The sequence below is a fragment of the Marinobacter sp. Hex_13 genome, from assembly GCF_001566815.1.
Classification (GTDB): domain Bacteria; phylum Pseudomonadota; class Gammaproteobacteria; order Pseudomonadales; family Oleiphilaceae; genus Marinobacter; species Marinobacter salarius.
This window is the reverse complement of the sequence record NZ_LSMM01000025.1, coordinates 21,347-38,171: the sequence shown is the minus strand read 5'-3', so window position 1 is coordinate 38,171 and position 16,825 is coordinate 21,347. Positions and strand designations below refer to the sequence as shown.

The 16,825-nt window shown below is 59.2% G+C and carries 15 protein-coding genes; 4 read left to right on the top strand and 11 right to left on the bottom strand.

All coding sequences use genetic code 11. From position 1 onward, the window contains the following. Nucleotides 1-206 precede the first annotated feature (206 nt). On the top strand, nt 207-1,001 hold the full coding sequence (locus AXW11_RS05650) for an enoyl-CoA hydratase/isomerase family protein (RefSeq protein WP_091643344.1): 795 nt from the start codon (nt 207-209) through the stop codon (nt 999-1,001). Nucleotides 1,002-1,004: 3 nt separating this feature from the next. Here AXW11_RS05650 and AXW11_RS05645 read toward each other — a convergent pair whose 3' ends face one another. Further along, nucleotides 1,005-1,691, bottom strand: coding sequence for an NAD-dependent epimerase/dehydratase family protein (locus AXW11_RS05645; protein WP_091643341.1), 687 nt, complete (start codon nt 1,689-1,691; stop codon nt 1,005-1,007). Then, nucleotides 1,688-2,530: an Nmad3 family putative nucleotide modification protein gene (locus AXW11_RS05640; RefSeq protein WP_258955215.1), complete on the bottom strand. Its 843-nt coding sequence runs from the start codon at nt 2,528-2,530 to the stop codon at nt 1,688-1,690. Before AXW11_RS05640 ends, AXW11_RS05645 begins: the two co-directional genes overlap by 4 nt. Nucleotides 2,531-2,642: 112 nt before the next feature. On the opposite strand from AXW11_RS05640, the gene AXW11_RS05635 reads away from it, so the two are divergent. Further along, a complete protein-coding gene (locus AXW11_RS05635) occupies nt 2,643-3,716 on the top strand; it encodes a mechanosensitive ion channel family protein (protein WP_091643336.1) in 1,074 nt (357 codons plus the stop codon). A 3-nt stretch (nt 3,717-3,719) separates the two neighbouring features. On the opposite strand, the gene AXW11_RS05630 is transcribed toward AXW11_RS05635, so the two are convergent. Then, entirely contained in the window at nt 3,720-4,607 is an 888-nt protein-coding gene (locus AXW11_RS05630; protein ID WP_091643333.1) for a chemotaxis protein, read from the bottom strand. A gap of 173 nt (nt 4,608-4,780) precedes the next feature. On the opposite strand from AXW11_RS05630, the gene AXW11_RS05625 reads away from it, so the two are divergent. Then, nucleotides 4,781-5,200, top strand: coding sequence for a DUF4864 domain-containing protein (locus AXW11_RS05625; protein ID WP_041334429.1), 420 nt, complete (start codon nt 4,781-4,783; stop codon nt 5,198-5,200). A gap of 103 nt (nt 5,201-5,303) precedes the next feature. Beyond that, complete coding sequence (locus tag AXW11_RS05620; protein ID WP_041334426.1) at nt 5,304-6,308, top strand: AraC family transcriptional regulator; 1,005 nt, start codon at nt 5,304-5,306, stop codon at nt 6,306-6,308. A gap of 15 nt (nt 6,309-6,323) precedes the next feature. On the opposite strand, the gene AXW11_RS05615 is transcribed toward AXW11_RS05620, so the two are convergent. The 8 genes from AXW11_RS05615 to AXW11_RS05580 all read right to left on the bottom strand — a co-directional run bounded on the left by AXW11_RS05615 (nt 6,324) and on the right by AXW11_RS05580 (nt 16,822). Then, nucleotides 6,324-7,505 carry a thiolase family protein gene (locus AXW11_RS05615; RefSeq protein WP_036202703.1) on the bottom strand — a complete coding sequence of 394 codons (1,182 nt, stop codon included), beginning with the start codon at nt 7,503-7,505 and terminating at the stop codon, nt 6,324-6,326. A gap of 16 nt (nt 7,506-7,521) precedes the next feature. Beyond that, nucleotides 7,522-8,673, bottom strand: a complete 1,152-nt coding sequence (locus AXW11_RS05610; RefSeq protein ID WP_036202699.1) for an acyl-CoA dehydrogenase family protein — start codon at nt 8,671-8,673, stop codon at nt 7,522-7,524. 158 nt (nt 8,674-8,831) lie between these two features. Beyond that, complete coding sequence (locus AXW11_RS05605; RefSeq protein ID WP_091643330.1) at nt 8,832-10,460, bottom strand: acyl-CoA synthetase; 1,629 nt, start codon at nt 10,458-10,460, stop codon at nt 8,832-8,834. Nucleotides 10,461-10,514: 54 nt separating this feature from the next. Continuing rightward, nucleotides 10,515-11,900, bottom strand: a complete 1,386-nt coding sequence (locus tag AXW11_RS05600; protein ID WP_041334423.1) for a phosphohexomutase domain-containing protein — start codon at nt 11,898-11,900, stop codon at nt 10,515-10,517. A gap of 84 nt (nt 11,901-11,984) precedes the next feature. Continuing rightward, nucleotides 11,985-13,448, bottom strand: a complete 1,464-nt coding sequence (locus AXW11_RS05595) for a mannose-1-phosphate guanylyltransferase/mannose-6-phosphate isomerase (RefSeq protein ID WP_091643327.1) — start codon at nt 13,446-13,448, stop codon at nt 11,985-11,987. An 81-nt stretch (nt 13,449-13,529) separates the two neighbouring features. Continuing rightward, nucleotides 13,530-14,714 (bottom strand): alginate lyase family protein, encoded by a 1,185-nt coding sequence (locus tag AXW11_RS05590; protein WP_157665625.1) that lies wholly within the window; start codon nt 14,712-14,714, stop codon nt 13,530-13,532. A 33-nt stretch (nt 14,715-14,747) separates the two neighbouring features. Beyond that, entirely contained in the window at nt 14,748-16,172 is a 1,425-nt protein-coding gene (locus tag AXW11_RS05585) for an alginate O-acetyltransferase AlgX-related protein (protein WP_075195358.1), read from the bottom strand. After that, nucleotides 16,169-16,822: an alginate O-acetyltransferase AlgF gene (locus tag AXW11_RS05580; RefSeq protein WP_041334419.1), complete on the bottom strand. Its 654-nt coding sequence runs from the start codon at nt 16,820-16,822 to the stop codon at nt 16,169-16,171. Before AXW11_RS05580 ends, AXW11_RS05585 begins: the two co-directional genes overlap by 4 nt. Between the last annotated feature and the right edge of the window lie 3 nt (nt 16,823-16,825).

The window sequence follows — 16,825 nt, the reverse complement described above, 5'->3', positions numbered from 1 at the left end:
AACACGCCCTGCTGGTACCCATCTCACGCCCGAAGATGATTGTCGTTGTTGTTTTTTCTTGTCATCGGGAGATCCCCGATCCAGATTAAAAGTAGTCCATTCAGGCAACATTGGGCAAACCCTTCTACCCTGTTACCTGTCAGACACCGAAGGGCGCTGAACAAATAATGAAACCATGGCCCACTACGATGAGAGAAACATCCACCATGTCAGACTCATTGGTAACCACCGAATTCGACGCCGATACGGGCATTGCAACGATGACTTTCAACCGGCCAGCAGCCCTGAACGCAATCAGTGTGCCCATGGCAGAAGCCTTTCTCGCGGAGGCTCAGGCACTGAAAGACCGGTCAGGCCTTCGATGCATCGTTCTGACCGGCTCCGGGCGCGCTTTTATGGCGGGCGGGGATATCGCCAGTATGACCGGCTCTCCCGAACAGGCGGGCAAAGCCGTCAGCGCCATCCTGGGTGCGGTCAACCCGGCCATCCTCCTGTTACGCAGCATGGACGCCCCGGTGATCGCGGTGGTCAAGGGGGTTGCCGCTGGTGCCGGGCTGAGCCTGGCACTGATGGCGGACCTTGTCATTGCTCAGGAAGACACCAAGTTTTTGCTGGCCTACAACGGCATTGGCGCCATTCCTGACTGTGGTGGTAGCTGGTTCCTGGCCCACAAGATCGGCGCTGGGCGGGCAGCCGAGTTAATGCTGCTGGGCCGAACCCTGAGTGCGACCGAAGCCAGGAACTGGGGCATGATCACCGAGTCTGTTACGGAAGCCGACTTTGAAAAACGAGTGACCGAGATAACGAGAAACGTCGCGAATGGCCCCACCCGAGCCTTCGGTGCCTTCCGACGGCTTACGGACGGAGCCTGTGGAGATCAGTTGGCTGCCCAACTGGAAGCCGAAAAGGAAGCGTTCCTGGAACTGACCCGGACCGGGGATTTCGCAGAAGGCGTCGCCGCGTTCCTGGCCAAGCGCCCCCCTGAATTTCACGGATCCTGACTGTCAGGATGCTACATCCTGGGCAGCCAACGCCTTGATGTCCGGGTACTCGTGTACCCGAACCTCCGATTGCGCGGGCGCCTGCTGAGCAAGCGCCGACACCTCATTGACCATTGCCCTGGCCACGGTGACCGCCTCAATACCGCGAAACTTTTCCAGTGGGCCGATCAACGCCCGGTTGATGAGGGGCATGGCTTTTATGCCCAGTGCTTCGGCGGTGCGCTGCTCGTTGCGTTCGCCCAGCAGCAGACTGGGTTGGTAGATGGACAGGCAGGGATAGCCCAGCGACTTTATGCCGTCTTCCAGTTCACCCTTCACCCGATTGTAGAAAACGGTGGAAGACGATGAGGAGGCAATGGCAGACATCAGCACGAATACCTGTGCACCGTTTGCCCGGCCAAGCTCCGCCGCTTTCATCGGGTAACCGTAGTCCACTTTACGGAACTGCTCGCGAGAGCCGGCCTTCTTGATGGTGGTGCCCAGGCAACAGACGATGGCATCCACCGCGAACAGATCACTGTGTTCATCCAGGCGGTCGAAATCCACTTCCTGCTGATGCAGTTTTTCATGGTTCAGCGGTAGCGTTCGACGCATGGGCGCAACCACCGACGACACGTCTTCCCGCGCCAACAAACCTTCGAGCACTTTGCCGCCCGTCAAGCCGCTGGCACCCAATAGCATCACTTTCATAAAATTTCCCTCAGCCACGAAACAACACCCGGATATTCGATCGTATCCAACACAAACTCCTGCCCCCGCGAGGCACTTTTCAGAGTGCAATAATCCCCGTCCCGGGACCAGCGGGCGAGGTTACCGTGAAAACTCATCGCGGTGTCCGCCGAATCCGGATAGAAACACCCGGGTAATCGCCATTGCGTGGTCGAAGCGGCATCCGGTGCCGTCAGGCGTTGACGCTCATCCAGGCCTCCAAACACCCCGGCACCCGGCAGGCCGGTTGATCGCCCCTCAAGCTGCAGGGCATCGGAGGCCACATAGAGCGTATTGCCGCCATCTGGCTGACCATGGAAGTGCGGATGGTAGCGGGCCCACCGAAGGTCACGATCCGACAACTCATCAATGCGGTAAACATCGCCAATCTGGAGCCAGCCCCACAGCCCGTGAAACGGGCGGGCCTGTTTTACAAACTGCCAGCGCCTGCCCTGCTTTTCCACGTTCCGAAACAGACCGAAAAACAGGAACAGATCCCCCACCCCCACCTGCTGTTTACGGAGGTGCCCCTGTGCAGAGCCGGTTTGCCCCAGGCAGGGCCGCCAGCCGGTTTCCCGGGGATAGGCGTCAGCGATCAGGTCCGGGTCGAGGTGAGCCCTTCGGGCGCCACCACGCCGGTTGCCGGTCAGGTCCGCCACCAGCTTGCCAACATTCAGACCATCGTGATGGATATCACGGTAGGTGATCCGGGAACGCGAGTCGGGGATCGGCAGGGTATAGAAAGACCTGTCAGGGAACACCGGGCTGGGACAGCCGCCTGCGGAGGAATCAAAGCCTTTACGGCTGAGGATTAGTTTCATAAACGCATTTTGGAGCAAGGAACGAAGCGCAACCATATCACGCCATTGAAAAGCAGTTTAAACTGACGACAACAACAGACTGGCCCACCCGCTGATTCAATGCCGATCGCCCATGACTGATTTTGAAACCCTGAACACGCTGAAGGCAGGCCTTGAAGCCTGGTGGCGCCCGGGCGTTACCGTCCTGCTCTCAATGGCTATCACCTTTCTTGTGTACAAGGGTGTGCTGGCAACGGTTCAACGCTTAACCCGCAGCAAGACAGTTCCCCGCCTGTTTCTGGATGCGTCCTCAACCGCTCTGGGTGTTGCCATTACCCTGGTGGTACTCAACGCTATCCTGGAAGCGGCGTCCCAGGACCTGCCACTGATCAATCACTTCCGTCACGCCGCCACGCTGCTGCTGATTGTGGCGGTCACCTGGGCGCTGGTGCGCTGCACATCGGCCATCGGCGACGTCATCGTCTCCCTGAATCCCGTCCTGGAAGGCCAGTGGAAACGCGCCCGCAAGGTGGAAACGCAAACGCGCTTCCTGGTGAGGGTGCTGAACATTCTCATCGTCATCGTAGGCCTGGGCGCCGCACTGGTCACGTTCGAGCCGGTTCGTCATCTTGGCAGCAGCCTGCTGGCCTCGGCGGGCATTGGCGGCATTATTCTCGGCTTCGCCGCCAAACCGGTGTTGGGCAACCTGTTGGCGGGCATGCAGATTGCCCTCACCCAACCGTTCCGCATTGATGACGTACTGCATGTACAGGGCGAATGGTGCTGGGTGGAGGAAGTCACCGCCACCTACGTGGTGCTGAGGGTCTGGGATTTGCGGCGGCTGGTAGTGCCGCTGCAATGGTTTATCGAAAACCCGTTCCAGAACTGGTCGAGAAACGACACTGAAATGATGGGAACGGTGTTCATCACCGTCGATTATTCCATGCCCATCGAACCACTACGAACCGAGTTTGAGAGGCTTCTGGAACAGGCGCCGGACTGGGACGGGAAGACCAGGATCGTGCAGGTGACCGAAGCCGGCGAGGCCAATATCGAGGTGCGCTTCCTGCTCAGTGCCAGGGACTCAAGCTCACTCTGGAATCTCCGCTGCGCCATCCGCGAGGGGTTGATCACCTTTATACAGGCGCAGTTTCCGGCGCATCTACCAAGGGTTCGTGCCAGGCTGGTGGAAACGCCCGACCAGTAACCCTCACCCCTGCTCTGCCCCGCGCAGCATGGCGTGCAGCAGCTCTTCGGCATCGAATTTGGTCAATGCCTCGTCTGCCCCCACCTGTTTGGCGTAACTCACGCTCATTTCACTGTTCAGGGAGGTATGCAGAATGATGTACGGCTGCTTCAGGGCGTTGCCGCTGTCCCTCACATTGAAGGTCAACTCGTAGCCGTCCAGGCCGGGCATTTCGATGTCGCTCACCAGGATGTTGATGGGTTTTCCATCGCGGTTGGCGTTCAGCATCAGGTCCAGTGCATCCTGCCCGTTGGTGGTGACAAAATAGCTCACATCCTTGCTGTCCAGGGCGTCCGAGAGCTGTTTGCGAGCCACCTGGGAGTCGTCCACCAGCAGGATATTCAGGCCTTTCAGAGTTTCCCGTTGAACGTCTGTCAGCGTGACTTCCCGGGGGTTTACGGACTCCGGGTACACCCGTGCCAGCAACAGCTCCACGTCCAGCAACTGCACGATCTGATCATCGATATTCACCAGGCCGGTAATGAAGGCACGGTCGCCAAGACTCTTCGGCGGGGGCATCACCTTCTTCCACTCGGTTTCCACGATTTTGCGCACACTGCGCACAAGGAACCCGATTTCCTGGCGCTGAACATCGGTCACGATGATCGAAGCGGTCTTGCGTTCTTCCGCCGTCAACGGCTGGTAACCCACGGCAGCAGCCATGTCGATCACCGGCACGGCGGAGCCACGAAAACTCATGGTGCCGATCACCGCCGAATGGCTGTGTGGTAGCTTGGTCAGCGGAACAAAGGGCATGATTTCCCGAATTTTCAGGGTGCCCAGGCCGAATGGCCTCTGATTGGTCAGATAAAACAACAGCAGTTTCTGGGGGTGTTTGGTACCCTCGGCCATAACCTCAAACCTGTCAGGAGCTTTGGAAAAAGTATAACAGGCGAAAGATAACATGCCGCCCAAACCGACATTGTAAGATTTTGCAGCCCTTCGGAGGTCGCATCGGCTGCCAGTGAATCCAGCGCTTCCTCTCCCGCGTATCACCTATACTGTTGTCATCGGGAGGCTATTCGATGAAACGCGCCTTTGCACTAATATCGGTATTCCTGTTCTTCGCCGTCTTGGCCGTGGGTGGTCATGCCGACGACGACAATATCGATGACGCCATCCAGAACACGATCCTGTCGCAGATTGAAGCCTTCGCCAATGACGACAGGCAAGCTGCCTGGGACCATGCCTCGGAAGGCATCAAGCAGCAATCCGGCTCGATAGAGTCGTTCTACGATATGGTGAAGCTATCCTATGCGCCCGTCCACCGGGCCTCGTCCATTGAGTTCATGGAGCGCATACCCCACCCCGGTTTCCAGATTCAGGTGGTACGGTTGTTGGGGCCGGAGGGCAAACGCTGGATCGCCCACTACCATATGGTCAAGAATGGTGATGACTGGAAAATCGGCGGCGTCGGACTCAAAGAGGGACCAAGCTCTATATAGCCGATGACCGGCTATAGGTTTCTGACGCCTATGTCATTCAGCTTTGTCCGTCCGTAAGATACAGTCCATGAACCTGATTGCCGGCAGAGCCTGAACACCACCTATGAAGAACCTGACCTTCTCCTCTCATTACGCCAGGGCCGTTCTTTATGGCCTGGAGAAGGCCGGTGGCTATTCCGACGAACTGCTTCGCAATAATGGCATCGACCCAGAGTTCATCCACTCGCCACGGGCACGGGTGCCCACGGAACAGTTTATCCGCCTGTTCCGGCTGGTGTGGGGCAAACTGGATGACGAGTTCATGGGCCGTACCACACAGCCCTGCCGCGTGGGGCACTTTCACCTGATGGGATCGTTGGTGGTACACAGCAGCAACCTGGAAGAGGTGATCCGCCAGAGCATTCGCTGCTACCGGCTGTTCTCCGATGACATGGTGATTGAGCTTGACACCCGCGGCGATGAAGTGGAGCTGAGCATCACCCACCGCCATCCGGAACTGGACCCGGACAACTTCCTGGTGGAATGGCTACTGATGGTGTGGCACCGATTAATCGGCTGGCTGATCGGACGCAAGATCGTACTCAGCCACGCCACCTTCCAGCATGATTTGCCCGGACACTTTGACGAGTACCGGTTTGTTTTCCCCTGCCAGTGTTTCTTTAACCGCGACCGCAACAGCCTGTTTTTCAGCCACAATTATCTGGACATGCCGGTGACGCGAACACCGGAGGAACTGGATGGTTTTATTGAGAAGTCGCCGCGCAACCTGCTGATCTGGACCGATGAGGACGACAGCCTGACAACCCAGGTTCGGCAGATTCTGGAAAACGTGGACGATGATCGCCTGCCCACGCTGGAACAGATCGCCGGGCAGCTGCATATGACCGCCTACACCCTGTCGCGCAAACTGAAGGCGGAGGGCAGTTCCTACCAGAAGATCAAGGACAACCTGCGGCGGGACCAGGCCGTGATTATGCTCACGCGGCAGAACCTGACGGTGTCGGAGATCTCATCACAGCTGGGATTTACCGAGCCCGGCGCTTTTTCCCGTGCCTTCAAGCACTGGACCGGGCTCAGCCCACTGGCCTACCGCAAGCAGGACCAGTAGTTCTTCTTTCTCCGCTTACAGCAGTTCGATCGCGACAGCGGTACCTTCCCCGCCCCCGATACACAGGGACGCCACACCGCGCTTGAGACCACGCTGCTTCAGGGCGTTGATCAGGGTGACCATGATCCGCGACCCTGAGGAGCCGATGGGGTGACCCAGGGCGCAGGCGCCGCCATGGACGTTGACCTTGTCGGCATCGAGCCCAAGCTCATTGATGGCGGCCAGGGTAACCACGGCAAACGCTTCGTTGATTTCGAACAGGTCGACGTCGTCGCGGTTCCAGCCGGCTTTCTTCAGTACCTTTTCGATGGCACCGATGGGCGCAAGGGTGAACTCGGCCGGCAGGCGGGCATGTGTCGCGTGGGCGACGATGCGGGCCTGGGGAGTGAGGCCGCGCTTTTCGGCTTCTTCGCGGGTGGCCAGTACCATCGCGGAGGCGCCGTCGCTGATGGAGCTGGCGTTGGCGGCGGTGACAGAGCCGTCTTTGGCAAAGGCCGGTTTGAGGTGGGGAATTTTCTCGGGTTTGGCTTTGCCGGGCTGTTCGTCGGTATCCACCACGGTGTCGCCGCCACGGCCGGAGACGGTCACGGGGGTGATTTCGTCGGAGAATCCGCCGTTCTTGATGGCCGACAGGGAGCGCTCGAGGGAGGCGATGGCGAAGTTGTCCATGGCCTCGCGGCTGATGTCGTATTTGTCGGCGGTGCGCTGGGCGAAAACGCCCATGAGGCCGCCTTCGTAGGCGTCTTCAAGGCCGTCGAGGAACATGGAATCCATGACCTGCCCGTGGCCCATGCGCATGCCGGCTCGGGCTTTTGGCAGCAGGTAAGGTGCCTGGCTCATATTTTCCATGCCGCCGGCGATCATGATGCTGTTGGTGCCGGCTTTGATCTGGTCGTGGGCCATGATGACGGCTTGCATGCCGGAGCCGCACATTTTGTTGACGGTGGTGCAGCCGCTGGAGTCGGGGATGCCGGAGGCGCGGGAGGCCTGGCGTGCGGGTGCCTGGCCGAGGCCACCGGGCAGTACGCAGCCCATGATGACTTCCTGGATGTCGGCGGGTTGCAGGCCGCTTCTTTCGATGGCGGCCTTGATGGAGATGGCGCCGAGATCCGGGGAACGCACGGAGCTGAGATCGCCCATCATGCCGCCCATGGGAGTTCTTGCTGATCCTGCGATGACTACATCGTTGCTATTCATGTCTTCAATCCTCTGATTAAGCCTTACCTAAAACCGACCGTGCGATGATTTCTTTCATCACTTCCGAAGTGCCGCCGTAAATTCTCTGCACTCTGGCGTCGATAAACGCTCTCGAAATCGGGTACTCGCTGGTGTAACCGTAACCGCCGAACAACTGCAAACAACCGTCGGCCACCCGGCACTGCATTTCCGTGGCGCTGTACTTGGCCATGGAAGCTGTGGGCGCGTCGAGTTCGCCTTTTTCGTACAACGCAATGCACTCGTCGACGAAGGCGCGGTTAACGCGGCAGTCGGTTTCCATGCGGGCGATTTCGAAGCGGGTGTTTTGCAGTTGGGCCAGCTTTTGGCCGAACAGTTCCCGTTCCTGGGCGTAGTTGATGGTCAGGTCCAGGGCGCCGCGTGCTGCGGCAACACCGAGGGCGCCGATGACGAGGCGCTCGCGGGGAAGTTCGCGCATCAGGTACATGAAGCCCTGGCCTTCTTCGCCCAGCAGCGCGGAGGCGGGGATGCGCATGTCGGAGAAGAAGAGTTCCGAGGTGTCGCCGGAGTGCTGGCCGATTTTGTCGAGGTTGCGGCCTTTGCTGTAACCGGGCAACGAGGTGTCGACCAGGAACAGGCTGATGCCACGTGCGCCGGCCTTGGGGTCGGTTTTGGCGGCAACGATGACCATGTCGGCGTGTTGGCCGTTGGTGATGAAGGTTTTGGAGCCGTTGAGGATGTAGTCGTCCCCGTCTTTCACCGCGCTGGTGCGGATGGCCTGGAGATCGCTGCCGGCGCCGGGTTCGGTCATGGCGATGGCGCCCACCGCTTCGCCGGAGACCATTTTCGGCAACCAGTACTGGCGCTGTTCTTCGTTGCCGATATGGCTGAGGTACGGGGCGACGATGTCGGAGTGCACCATGACGTTGGTGGACAGGGCGCCGAAGCCCATGCGGGCCATTTCTTCGCCCACGACGACGGAGTACAGGAAGGGCGCACCGCAGCCGCCCCAATCTTCAGGTACGTCCACGCACAGCATGCCGGCGTTGCCCAGGGTGTTCCAGAGTTCCCGGGGCACGATGCCGGAGTGTTCCCATTCTTCGTAGTGGGGGGTTACTTCGGTTTCCAGGGCCTTGATGACGGACTCCCGGAACATGTCGAGTTCTTCTTTATCAACAGCGCTGGTCATGGGTGTCTCCCGTCGGTGATTAGTGTGGCCTTGATTGGATAACGGTCAGTCTGTCGCAGTCACGGTCTGAGCGCCATGACATAACCGGGCAGGAAATTTGATAAAAAATAGCACCCCGGGGCTGCATCGCTGGCAGCTCCGGGGTTTATAACGCGCGGTCAGAGGTTTTTGGCGTCGTCCCGCAGCACGAACTTCTGGATCTTGCCGGTGGAGGTTTTCGGCAGTTCGCTGAACACAATGGTCTTGGGCACTTTGAACTTCGCCAGTCGCTCCCGGCAGAAGGCGATGATGTCGTCTTCGCTGACGTCCCCTGCTTCGGGCTTGAGGGTGACGAAGGCGCAGGGTGTTTCGCCCCACTTTTCGTCCGGCCTTGCCACCACGGCGGCCTCGAGGATGTCGGGATGGCGGTAGAGTATGTCCTCCACCTCAATGGTGGAGATGTTCTCGCCGCCGGAAATGATGATGTCTTTCAGGCGGTCCTTGATCTCCGCGTAGCCATCCTCATGCCAGACGGCCAGGTCCCCGGTGTGGAACCAGCCGCCGCGGAATGCCTCTTCGGTGGCTTTGGGGTTTTTCAGGTAACCCTTCATTACTGTGTTGCCGCGCAGGAAAATCTCGCCAATGGTGGTGCCGTCTTTCGGCACTGCTTCCATGGTTTCCGGGTCACCCACCATCATGCCGGCCAGGGTATGGTAGCGAACGCCCTGCCGTGCCTTGATTCTGGCCCGGTCTTCCACCGGCAGGTCATCCCATTCGGATTTCCAGGCGCATACCGTGACCGGTCCGTACACCTCGGTAAGCCCGTAAACGTGGGTCACGCGAAAGCCCATGTTTTCGATGGCTTCGATGACTTTTGCCGGGGGTGCCGCACCTGCGGTCATTGCCTGAACCGTATGGCTGAAGCTGGATTTTGCGGCGTCCGAAGCGCCCAGCAAGGTGTTCAATACAATAGGCGCACCGCACATGTGGCTGACTTTGTGTTCGCTGATCAGCTGCAGGATTTTCTCCGGCTCTACCTTACGCAGGCACACATGGGTACCCGCAAAGGCGGTGATGGTCCAGGGGAAACACCAGCCATTGCAGTGGAACATCGGCAGTGTCCACAGGTACACCGGATGCATACCCATGGACCACACCGCCTGGTTGCCCATGGCGTTCTCATAGGCACCGCGATGGTGATACACCACGCCTTTCGGGTTACCAGTGGTGCCGGAGGTATAGCACAGCGAAATCGCATCCCACTCATCCGCCGGCATTTGCCAGTCAAAGGCCGGGTCGCCGCTGGCCACGAAAGCGTCGTAATCCAGATCGCTCACCTGGGTTCCGGCACCACTGAATTCGGGGTCGTTGACGTCAATCACCTGTGGCGGGTTGTCGAGCATGCCGACGGCTTCGTTGATGACGTCGCCAAACTCCCGATCGGCAATCAGCACTTTCGCCTCGCCGTGCTCCAGCATGAAGGCGATGGCTTTGGCATCCAGGCGGGTGTTCAGGGCATTGAGTACTGCCCCCAACATGGGGATGCCAAAATGACACTCCAGCATGGGCGGAATGTTTGGCAGCATGGCCGCCACGGTGTCGCCCTTGCCGACACCTTTGTCAGCCAGCGCGGACGCCAGGCGGCGACAACGCTCGTAGGTCTGCTGCCAGTTGCGGCGTGTGGCACCATGAATCACCGCCGGGTATTCCGGGTACACGCTGGCCGTGCGGGCCAGGAAATCCAGCGGTGTCAGTGTGGCGTTATTGGCGTCGGTTGGCTCTAATCCCTTGTCGAAGATGGAGTTCATACTGGTCTCCTGGTGTTGTTATCCAACACCTGACTATAGGGCACAGCCGACGTTTCAGCGAGCCCCCGCAGCCGTTCGACGGGTATCCGGCTGATCCAGCCGCGCCATTTCCGCCAGCAGCTCCGAGGTCTTTTCCTTCATCAGGGCAATGTCCCCTCGTGACTCCACATTCAGCCGCACCAGCGGCTCCGTGTTCGACATCCGGAGATTGAACCGCCAGCGTTCAAACTCAACACTCAGGCCATCAACGTGTCCCACAGATACCGCATCGGCACCATAGATCTCCTCGATCACCGCAAGCAACCGGGCCGGATCATCCACCGTGCGGTTAATCTCCCCACTGGCGGGGAAAGCGTCAATGCGGGCGTCGATCAGCGACGATAACGGCTGCCCAGTCTGGCACAGGCGTTCGGCAACCAGCAGCCATGGAATCATGCCGCTGTCGCAGTAGGCGAAGTCCCGGAAGTAGTGGTGGGCACTCATTTCACCCCCATACAGGGCATCTTCCTCGCGCATGCGCTGTTTGATGAACGCGTGTCCGGTTTTGCTTTCGATAGGTGTTCCGCCAGCCTTTCGAACCAACTCCTGGGTGTTCCAGGTCAGCCGCGGGTCGTGAATGATCTTGCCGCCGTCTACCTTCTGCAGGAACTGGTCCGCCAACAGGCCCACGATGTAATAGCCTTCGATAAACCGGCCATTTTCGTCAAAGAAAAAACAGCGGTCGTAGTCGCCGTCCCAGGCGATCCCCATGTCGGCCCCTTCGCGCAGAACCGCCTCAGCCGTTACCGCCCGGTTTTCCTCCAGCAGGGGATTGGGAACCCCGTTCGGGAAGTGCCCGTCGGGTTCGTGATGCAGTTGTACGAAATCAAAGGGCAGCCATCGTGACAACGCGTCGATGACCGGGCCCGCACCGCCATTGCCCGCGTTAACCACCACCTTCAGAGGACCAATCGTGGTGCCGTCGATGTATCCCAGCAAGTGATGGATATAGTCGGCCTCCACTGACAGGCTTTCCAGGCGCCCGGGGATGGCGGCATCCATAAACGGCTGGGAGACTCTGTCACGGATGGTGTTCAGGCCGTTATCCGAGCTGATGGGGCGCGATTCGCGGCCAACCAGCTTCATACCATTGTGATCCTTGGGGTTGTGGCTGGCCGTCACCATAATGCCGCCATCCATACTGTAATGACTGGTGGCAAAGTAGATCTGCTCGGTACCGCAAAGACCGATGTCATAGACATCTGCCCCCGCCGCCCTGAGCCCGATGGTCAACGCTTCTGCAATCTCCGGGCTCGATAACCGGATGTCATACCCCACCACAACCCGGCGGGCACTTGTCAGCTCCACGTAAGCACGCCCGATTCGCTCTGCCAGTTCAGGATTCAACTGGTCGGGAACCCGGCCGCGCAGGTCATAAGCCTTAAAACAGGACACGTCCATAGCTGTTTCTCCGTCTAACCTTCGATCAATGGCGCGGCCCACCCTGCTGCCCCTGGCGGTTTTGCAAAGCGGGCCGCGTTGGCCCTATACCTTTTCCGACATCACCGGAATCTGCTCTTCCTCCACGTCCGGGGTGGGCGCCGCGCGACCGTACCGGTCGTCCAGGCGTTCAATGTCATCCTCGCCAAGGTAGGCGCCGGACTGGACTTCAATCAGCTCCAGGGGAATGCGGCCGGGATTGAACAGCCGGTGTACCGCGCCGATCGGTATGTAGGTGGACTGGTTCTCGGACAGCAGGAACGTTTCCTCGTCACGGGTCACTTCGGCAGTACCCTTGACGATGATCCAGTGCTCAGCCCGGTGATGGTGCTTCTGCAACGACAGCTTCTCGCCCGGCTTGACGCTTATGCGCTTCACCTGAAAACGGTTGCCCATGTCGATGCTGTCGTAGCTGCCCCACGGGCGATACACCTGCCTGTGCGTGCGGGTTTCCGAGCGCTGGTCACCGTTCAGCCGCTTCACCAGTTTCTTGACGTCCTGCACCTTGTCCTTGTGGGCAACCATCAACGCATCTTTGGTGTCGACCACCACCAGGTCTTTCACGCCCAACATGGCCACCAGCTTGTCCGAGGTGTACACCAGGCAGTTGTTACTGTCTTCCAGGCAGGCATCACCCAGGATGGCATTGGCGTTCTCGTCCTTGTCGGTCACATCCCAGATCGTGGACCAGGAGCCAACGTCGCTCCAGCCTGCATCCATCGGCACCAACAAGGCTTTCGATGTTTTCTCCATCACTGCGTAGTCAATGGAATCGTCCGGGCAATGCTCGAATATCTCGGCGGGAATACGGGTGAAATCCATGTCGCGCTCGAGGCTTCGGGCGGCCAGAAGACAGGTGTCGTAAATGTCCGGGCTGTGTTTCTTCAGCTCCGCCAGGTAGCTGTCGGCCCGGAACATGAACATGCCGCTGTTCCAGTAGTAACCACCGGCAGACAGCAGCGCGGCGGCTTTTTCGGCGTCCGGCTTCTCGATAAAGCGGGACACCGGCCGGGCAGCGCCGGGCGCCTCTCCGGACTGGCCGGCAGCGATATAGCCGTAGCCAGTCTCCGGCCGGGTTGGCGTAATACCAAACAGCACCAACCCTCCGGACCTGGCGGCTTCCTGCCCCTGGGCAACAGCCCGCTGGAACGCCTCGACATTTTCAATGGCATGATCCGCGGGCAACACCAGCATGATGGCTTTGGGATCTTTTCGCGCCACTTCGATAGCGGCCATCGCGACCGCCGGGGCGGTGTTGCGGCCAAACGGCTCCAGCAGTATCGACAACGGTTGACGGCCTATGGCCTCCAACTGCTCTTTGACAATAAAGCGGTGCTCATCGTTGGCCACCACAACCGGCGACTCGGCGTCGTCGACCGGCAGCCGGCACAGAGTTTCCTGCAACATACTTTGTTCCCCCACCAATGGGAGGAACTGCTTGGGATAGGCCTGGCGCGAGAGGGGCCAAAGCCGTGAACCGTTACCACCTGAGAGTATGACTGGAATCATCGTTCTGCTCCTTTGCTCTACAAAGACGTACCACAGGGACGTCCGTTGGCGTATTAATCTGGACCCTTGAACCAGGGCCCGTTAGAACCGTTTACTTAGGGTGATGTTGCTGGGTGGATCCGGCTGCGCGCCCTCGGGCCACAGCGGGTTAATGCCGTACAGATAGGAAATATCGCCACCCAGACGGGTGGATTTCATCGGCCGAAGTTCATCCAGAAAGGCGGGCATTCCCTCAACAGGTCCCCAGGCGGCCTGCCAGGGTTCCATCCAGGCCAGGGACCAGGCCTTATAAAGCCCGTCGACAATCTGCTCGTCTCCGGTGATGTCTTCAATTCGTTCCGGATCATCCAGCCCCGCGACGACATTTCCGGCCATTTTCGTAAACTGATCCTGGTAACGCTCATAAACAGAGTTGCCATTGACCTCGGCAAACAGCGCGATCATGGTCAGGGGCTGCATGGCGTAGTTCATGTATTCCAAGGCCCGGGTTTCCCGGCTGAGTTCCTTGGGCAGGTAACCGTCCTCATTGATCTGCCCCATGGCTTCATCGAACTTGGCCAGCGACCAGTTCCAGTCGTCGCAGTCCTGGGTTGCCACCGATGCCGACATCACGGCCCAGGCGGCCCAGTAATCATGGTTGTTGACCTTCTTGGCTTTTCGATCCGTGTAGTAATCGCGGACCCCATCACTCAAGCGCAGAAACCAGTCTTCAATTCGGCGCGCCCGCTCCAGATCCATGGCGGCCTCCGGCGCCGACGTCCACATCCTGAGATAGGCGTTCGCAGCGGCTGCCAGTGCCCATTTGCGTACCGCCTGACCGACGTGATTGATGTCATCCGTCAACAGGGCATCCGATGACGCCCACGCGTCGAGGTTGTCCAATACGCAATCCAGCGCTTCGGGGCCATCGCCATCAACCTGGTAGTCATCGGCGGCAGCGATAACAGCCTTCTCGAAATCACGCACGTTGCTGGTGGCCTTCTTGTACTCTTCATAGGCCTGCTTGTTCAGATTGTTGCGAGCGCTGTCACTGCCCTTGTACTTACTGGTCAGCGACAGCGAGCCGACGTGCGGCTCCACCCGCTCGCAGTCGTAGTCACCGCCATCCTTGTCTTCCGGCGTCTGGTAATAGCCCACCGGAGCACGCAGTTGTCCGTTCAGGCACTGCCCGGCGTGAACGCTACTCACACCAAAGACGGCGGTTATCGCCGCAGACAGCAGCACCCGGCCCCATTGTCGATGTTCAGAGCGTTGTTGGATTCGCATAACCATCCTCTCTATGCGTTGGATGAATGTGCGTCAGATGTCCTGACGGCGACAGATTTTCGTGGTTACCGTTAAGCCTTCCGAGACCTGCTCCGGTTTCAGCGCGAGGTCCAGCGACATGAACATTTCATCGTTCCAGTTCGGCCCTTCCGGGAGCTCGAAGACAAACCGGCCAGGGGTCTCAACCCGATCGCCGTACTCCATATCCACGCGGTCCTTGCGCCCGAACACGTACCAGATGAAGGCATCAACCTCTTTCACCCCCGGGTCACTGAACTGCAGGTCGACGACGTATTCGTTGCTCGGCATTTCGATGAACTGCCCGCCGCCGTTATAGAGCACTTCGGTGGTGCCGGCCTTGACCGGCGTGGTTTTCTGCAGCACCGGCTCCTGGCTCTCACAGGCACCACTGATCATCGGTGTGACCTGCCGATAGAACTCCGCACTGTCGAGGTTGTGGTAACCGGGCACCTCCCAGATCATGATCTTGGGTGGCGACTCCCGGAAGTTGTCGGAAAGCAGGTATTCGAACATGGAGCCGTCGTAGCTACCGCCGGCAACCGCCACGTTGAGCACCTCGACACCCAGAAACTCCTGCAGCGCCCCGACAAAGTTGTAGTCCTGGGCACCCTTACTGTTACTGGTGCCCACCAGGGTGATGGGGGGCAAGTCCTGGTCGCCAAACAGGGCGCTGGCTTCAGCGGATTGGCCGGTACCGGAGGACTCGGTGCGAAACTCGTCCACGTACTGCGAGCCGTACTCGAAACCGCATATCCGTTTAACCGCGTCCTGAAGCGACCCGTCCTTTCGGATCAACCCGGACCGACGAGTCACGAATTCCTGCTGCGACAGCGACTGATAGGCCGGCATGTCCTTGATTCGCTCCGCCACGACCTCTGCGGTCCGCCGGGCACCATAAGGTGTCCAGTGGTGATCCCGCTTAAAGAAGAAGGCGTCTTCACGTGTCTCTTCGTCCAGAAGGGGCGTCAGGTCTGGAACCACCAGCCCTGCCTGGCGAAAACGCATCAACGCGTCAGCGTAATTTTTACGGGCCACGTTCCAGCTGAACGGCACCGGCGATGTCGCGGGCAGATGATTGGGATGAACCAGGCCTTTTGTCGGCTGGAACACCATCACCAATTCGGTACCGGTGGTTTGCTTCAGGTGCCTGGCAAAGCGCTTCAGGTGTTTCAGGCCTTCCAGGTTCGGCCCGAACTGCTCAACCAGTTCCGCTTCCGAACGGAACAGCCAGCCGTCTTTGCCCTGAACCAGCATCTTGAAGTTCTTCAGATAACCGGTGTCGTAGCTGGATGGGTATGCCGTGAGTGGGCACAGGTCACAACAGCGTTCGATGTTGTACTCGGGCAGTTCGGCGGCGCTGGCCTTTACACCCGCGACGCTGAGCAGCCCGAGCGCAACCAGCGCCCATAATCCACGGCCTCTGAACACCTGCTTCATACCGATGTATCCACTCGGTTTTCAGCGACAACCAGCCTCGGCTCGCCACCAACGTCGATGGCAAATACGCTGAATACCTTGCCGCGCTGCAGATTGACTTCACTGGTGGTTGCCAGCGCCTTGTTGCTTTGGAAAGCGCCCAGCGCAATGCTGACGGCGTTGATTTCGCGATTGGCCACATCAAGGGAGCCCACTGCATCAATCACGGCTACCTTGCCGTCGGACGTTTTCAGAGTGACCCCGCTATTGCTGGTCAGGTTGTAGAATGAAAGCAGTGCCTTGCGAGGGTTGTCGAAGGCGACATCCTTCATCACTTTCATCTCACCGGAATCCAGTACAACCACGGTGTAGAACTCGTTCTTTTTCATGTTGACGGACGTCTTCTGACCGGCAACGTCCACCTGATAGTTACCCTCAGAGAGGTAAATGTAGGGGCTCGCCTCCAACGGCGATACTTCCTTGATCACCTTGTCGCCCACAGAGGCGCGAGCGATGGCGCCGCTGGCATCCGCGTTCACCACGCGAATGAAGGCCGCCCCGTCCGGCGCCTCCGCGGCATAAAGCGCGTCCTCGCCGGCCTGGGCCATGTTCATGGAGACCAGCAAACTGCTGATCAGGGCAAAAAAAGCGGTATGCATCAGTGCTCTCATTTT

What these genes read in the sequence shown, in the direction of transcription:
- AXW11_RS05645 (WP_091643341.1), bottom strand. Translation starts at nt 1,691, where the DNA reads ATGAAAGTGATGCTATTGGGTGCCAGCGGCTTGACGGGCGGCAAAGTG.
- AXW11_RS05590 (WP_157665625.1), bottom strand. Translation starts at nt 14,714, where the DNA reads ATGCGAATCCAACAACGCTCTGAACATCGACAATGGGGCCGGGTGCTG.
- AXW11_RS05635 (WP_091643336.1), top strand. Translation starts at nt 2,643, where the DNA reads ATGACTGATTTTGAAACCCTGAACACGCTGAAGGCAGGCCTTGAAGCC.
- AXW11_RS05620 (WP_041334426.1), top strand. Translation starts at nt 5,304, where the DNA reads ATGAAGAACCTGACCTTCTCCTCTCATTACGCCAGGGCCGTTCTTTAT.
- AXW11_RS05585 (WP_075195358.1), bottom strand. Translation starts at nt 16,172, where the DNA reads ATGAAGCAGGTGTTCAGAGGCCGTGGATTATGGGCGCTGGTTGCGCTC.
- AXW11_RS05595 (WP_091643327.1), bottom strand. Translation starts at nt 13,448, where the DNA reads ATGATTCCAGTCATACTCTCAGGTGGTAACGGTTCACGGCTTTGGCCC.
- AXW11_RS05605 (WP_091643330.1), bottom strand. Translation starts at nt 10,460, where the DNA reads ATGAACTCCATCTTCGACAAGGGATTAGAGCCAACCGACGCCAATAAC.
- AXW11_RS05600 (WP_041334423.1), bottom strand. Translation starts at nt 11,900, where the DNA reads ATGGACGTGTCCTGTTTTAAGGCTTATGACCTGCGCGGCCGGGTTCCC.
- AXW11_RS05580 (WP_041334419.1), bottom strand. Translation starts at nt 16,822, where the DNA reads ATGAGAGCACTGATGCATACCGCTTTTTTTGCCCTGATCAGCAGTTTG.
- AXW11_RS05615 (WP_036202703.1), bottom strand. Translation starts at nt 7,505, where the DNA reads ATGAATAGCAACGATGTAGTCATCGCAGGATCAGCAAGAACTCCCATG.
- AXW11_RS05610 (WP_036202699.1), bottom strand. Translation starts at nt 8,673, where the DNA reads ATGACCAGCGCTGTTGATAAAGAAGAACTCGACATGTTCCGGGAGTCC.
- AXW11_RS05630 (WP_091643333.1), bottom strand. Translation starts at nt 4,607, where the DNA reads ATGGCCGAGGGTACCAAACACCCCCAGAAACTGCTGTTGTTTTATCTG.
- AXW11_RS05650 (WP_091643344.1), top strand. Translation starts at nt 207, where the DNA reads ATGTCAGACTCATTGGTAACCACCGAATTCGACGCCGATACGGGCATT.
- AXW11_RS05625 (WP_041334429.1), top strand. Translation starts at nt 4,781, where the DNA reads ATGAAACGCGCCTTTGCACTAATATCGGTATTCCTGTTCTTCGCCGTC.
- AXW11_RS05640 (WP_258955215.1), bottom strand. Translation starts at nt 2,530, where the DNA reads ATGAAACTAATCCTCAGCCGTAAAGGCTTTGATTCCTCCGCAGGCGGC.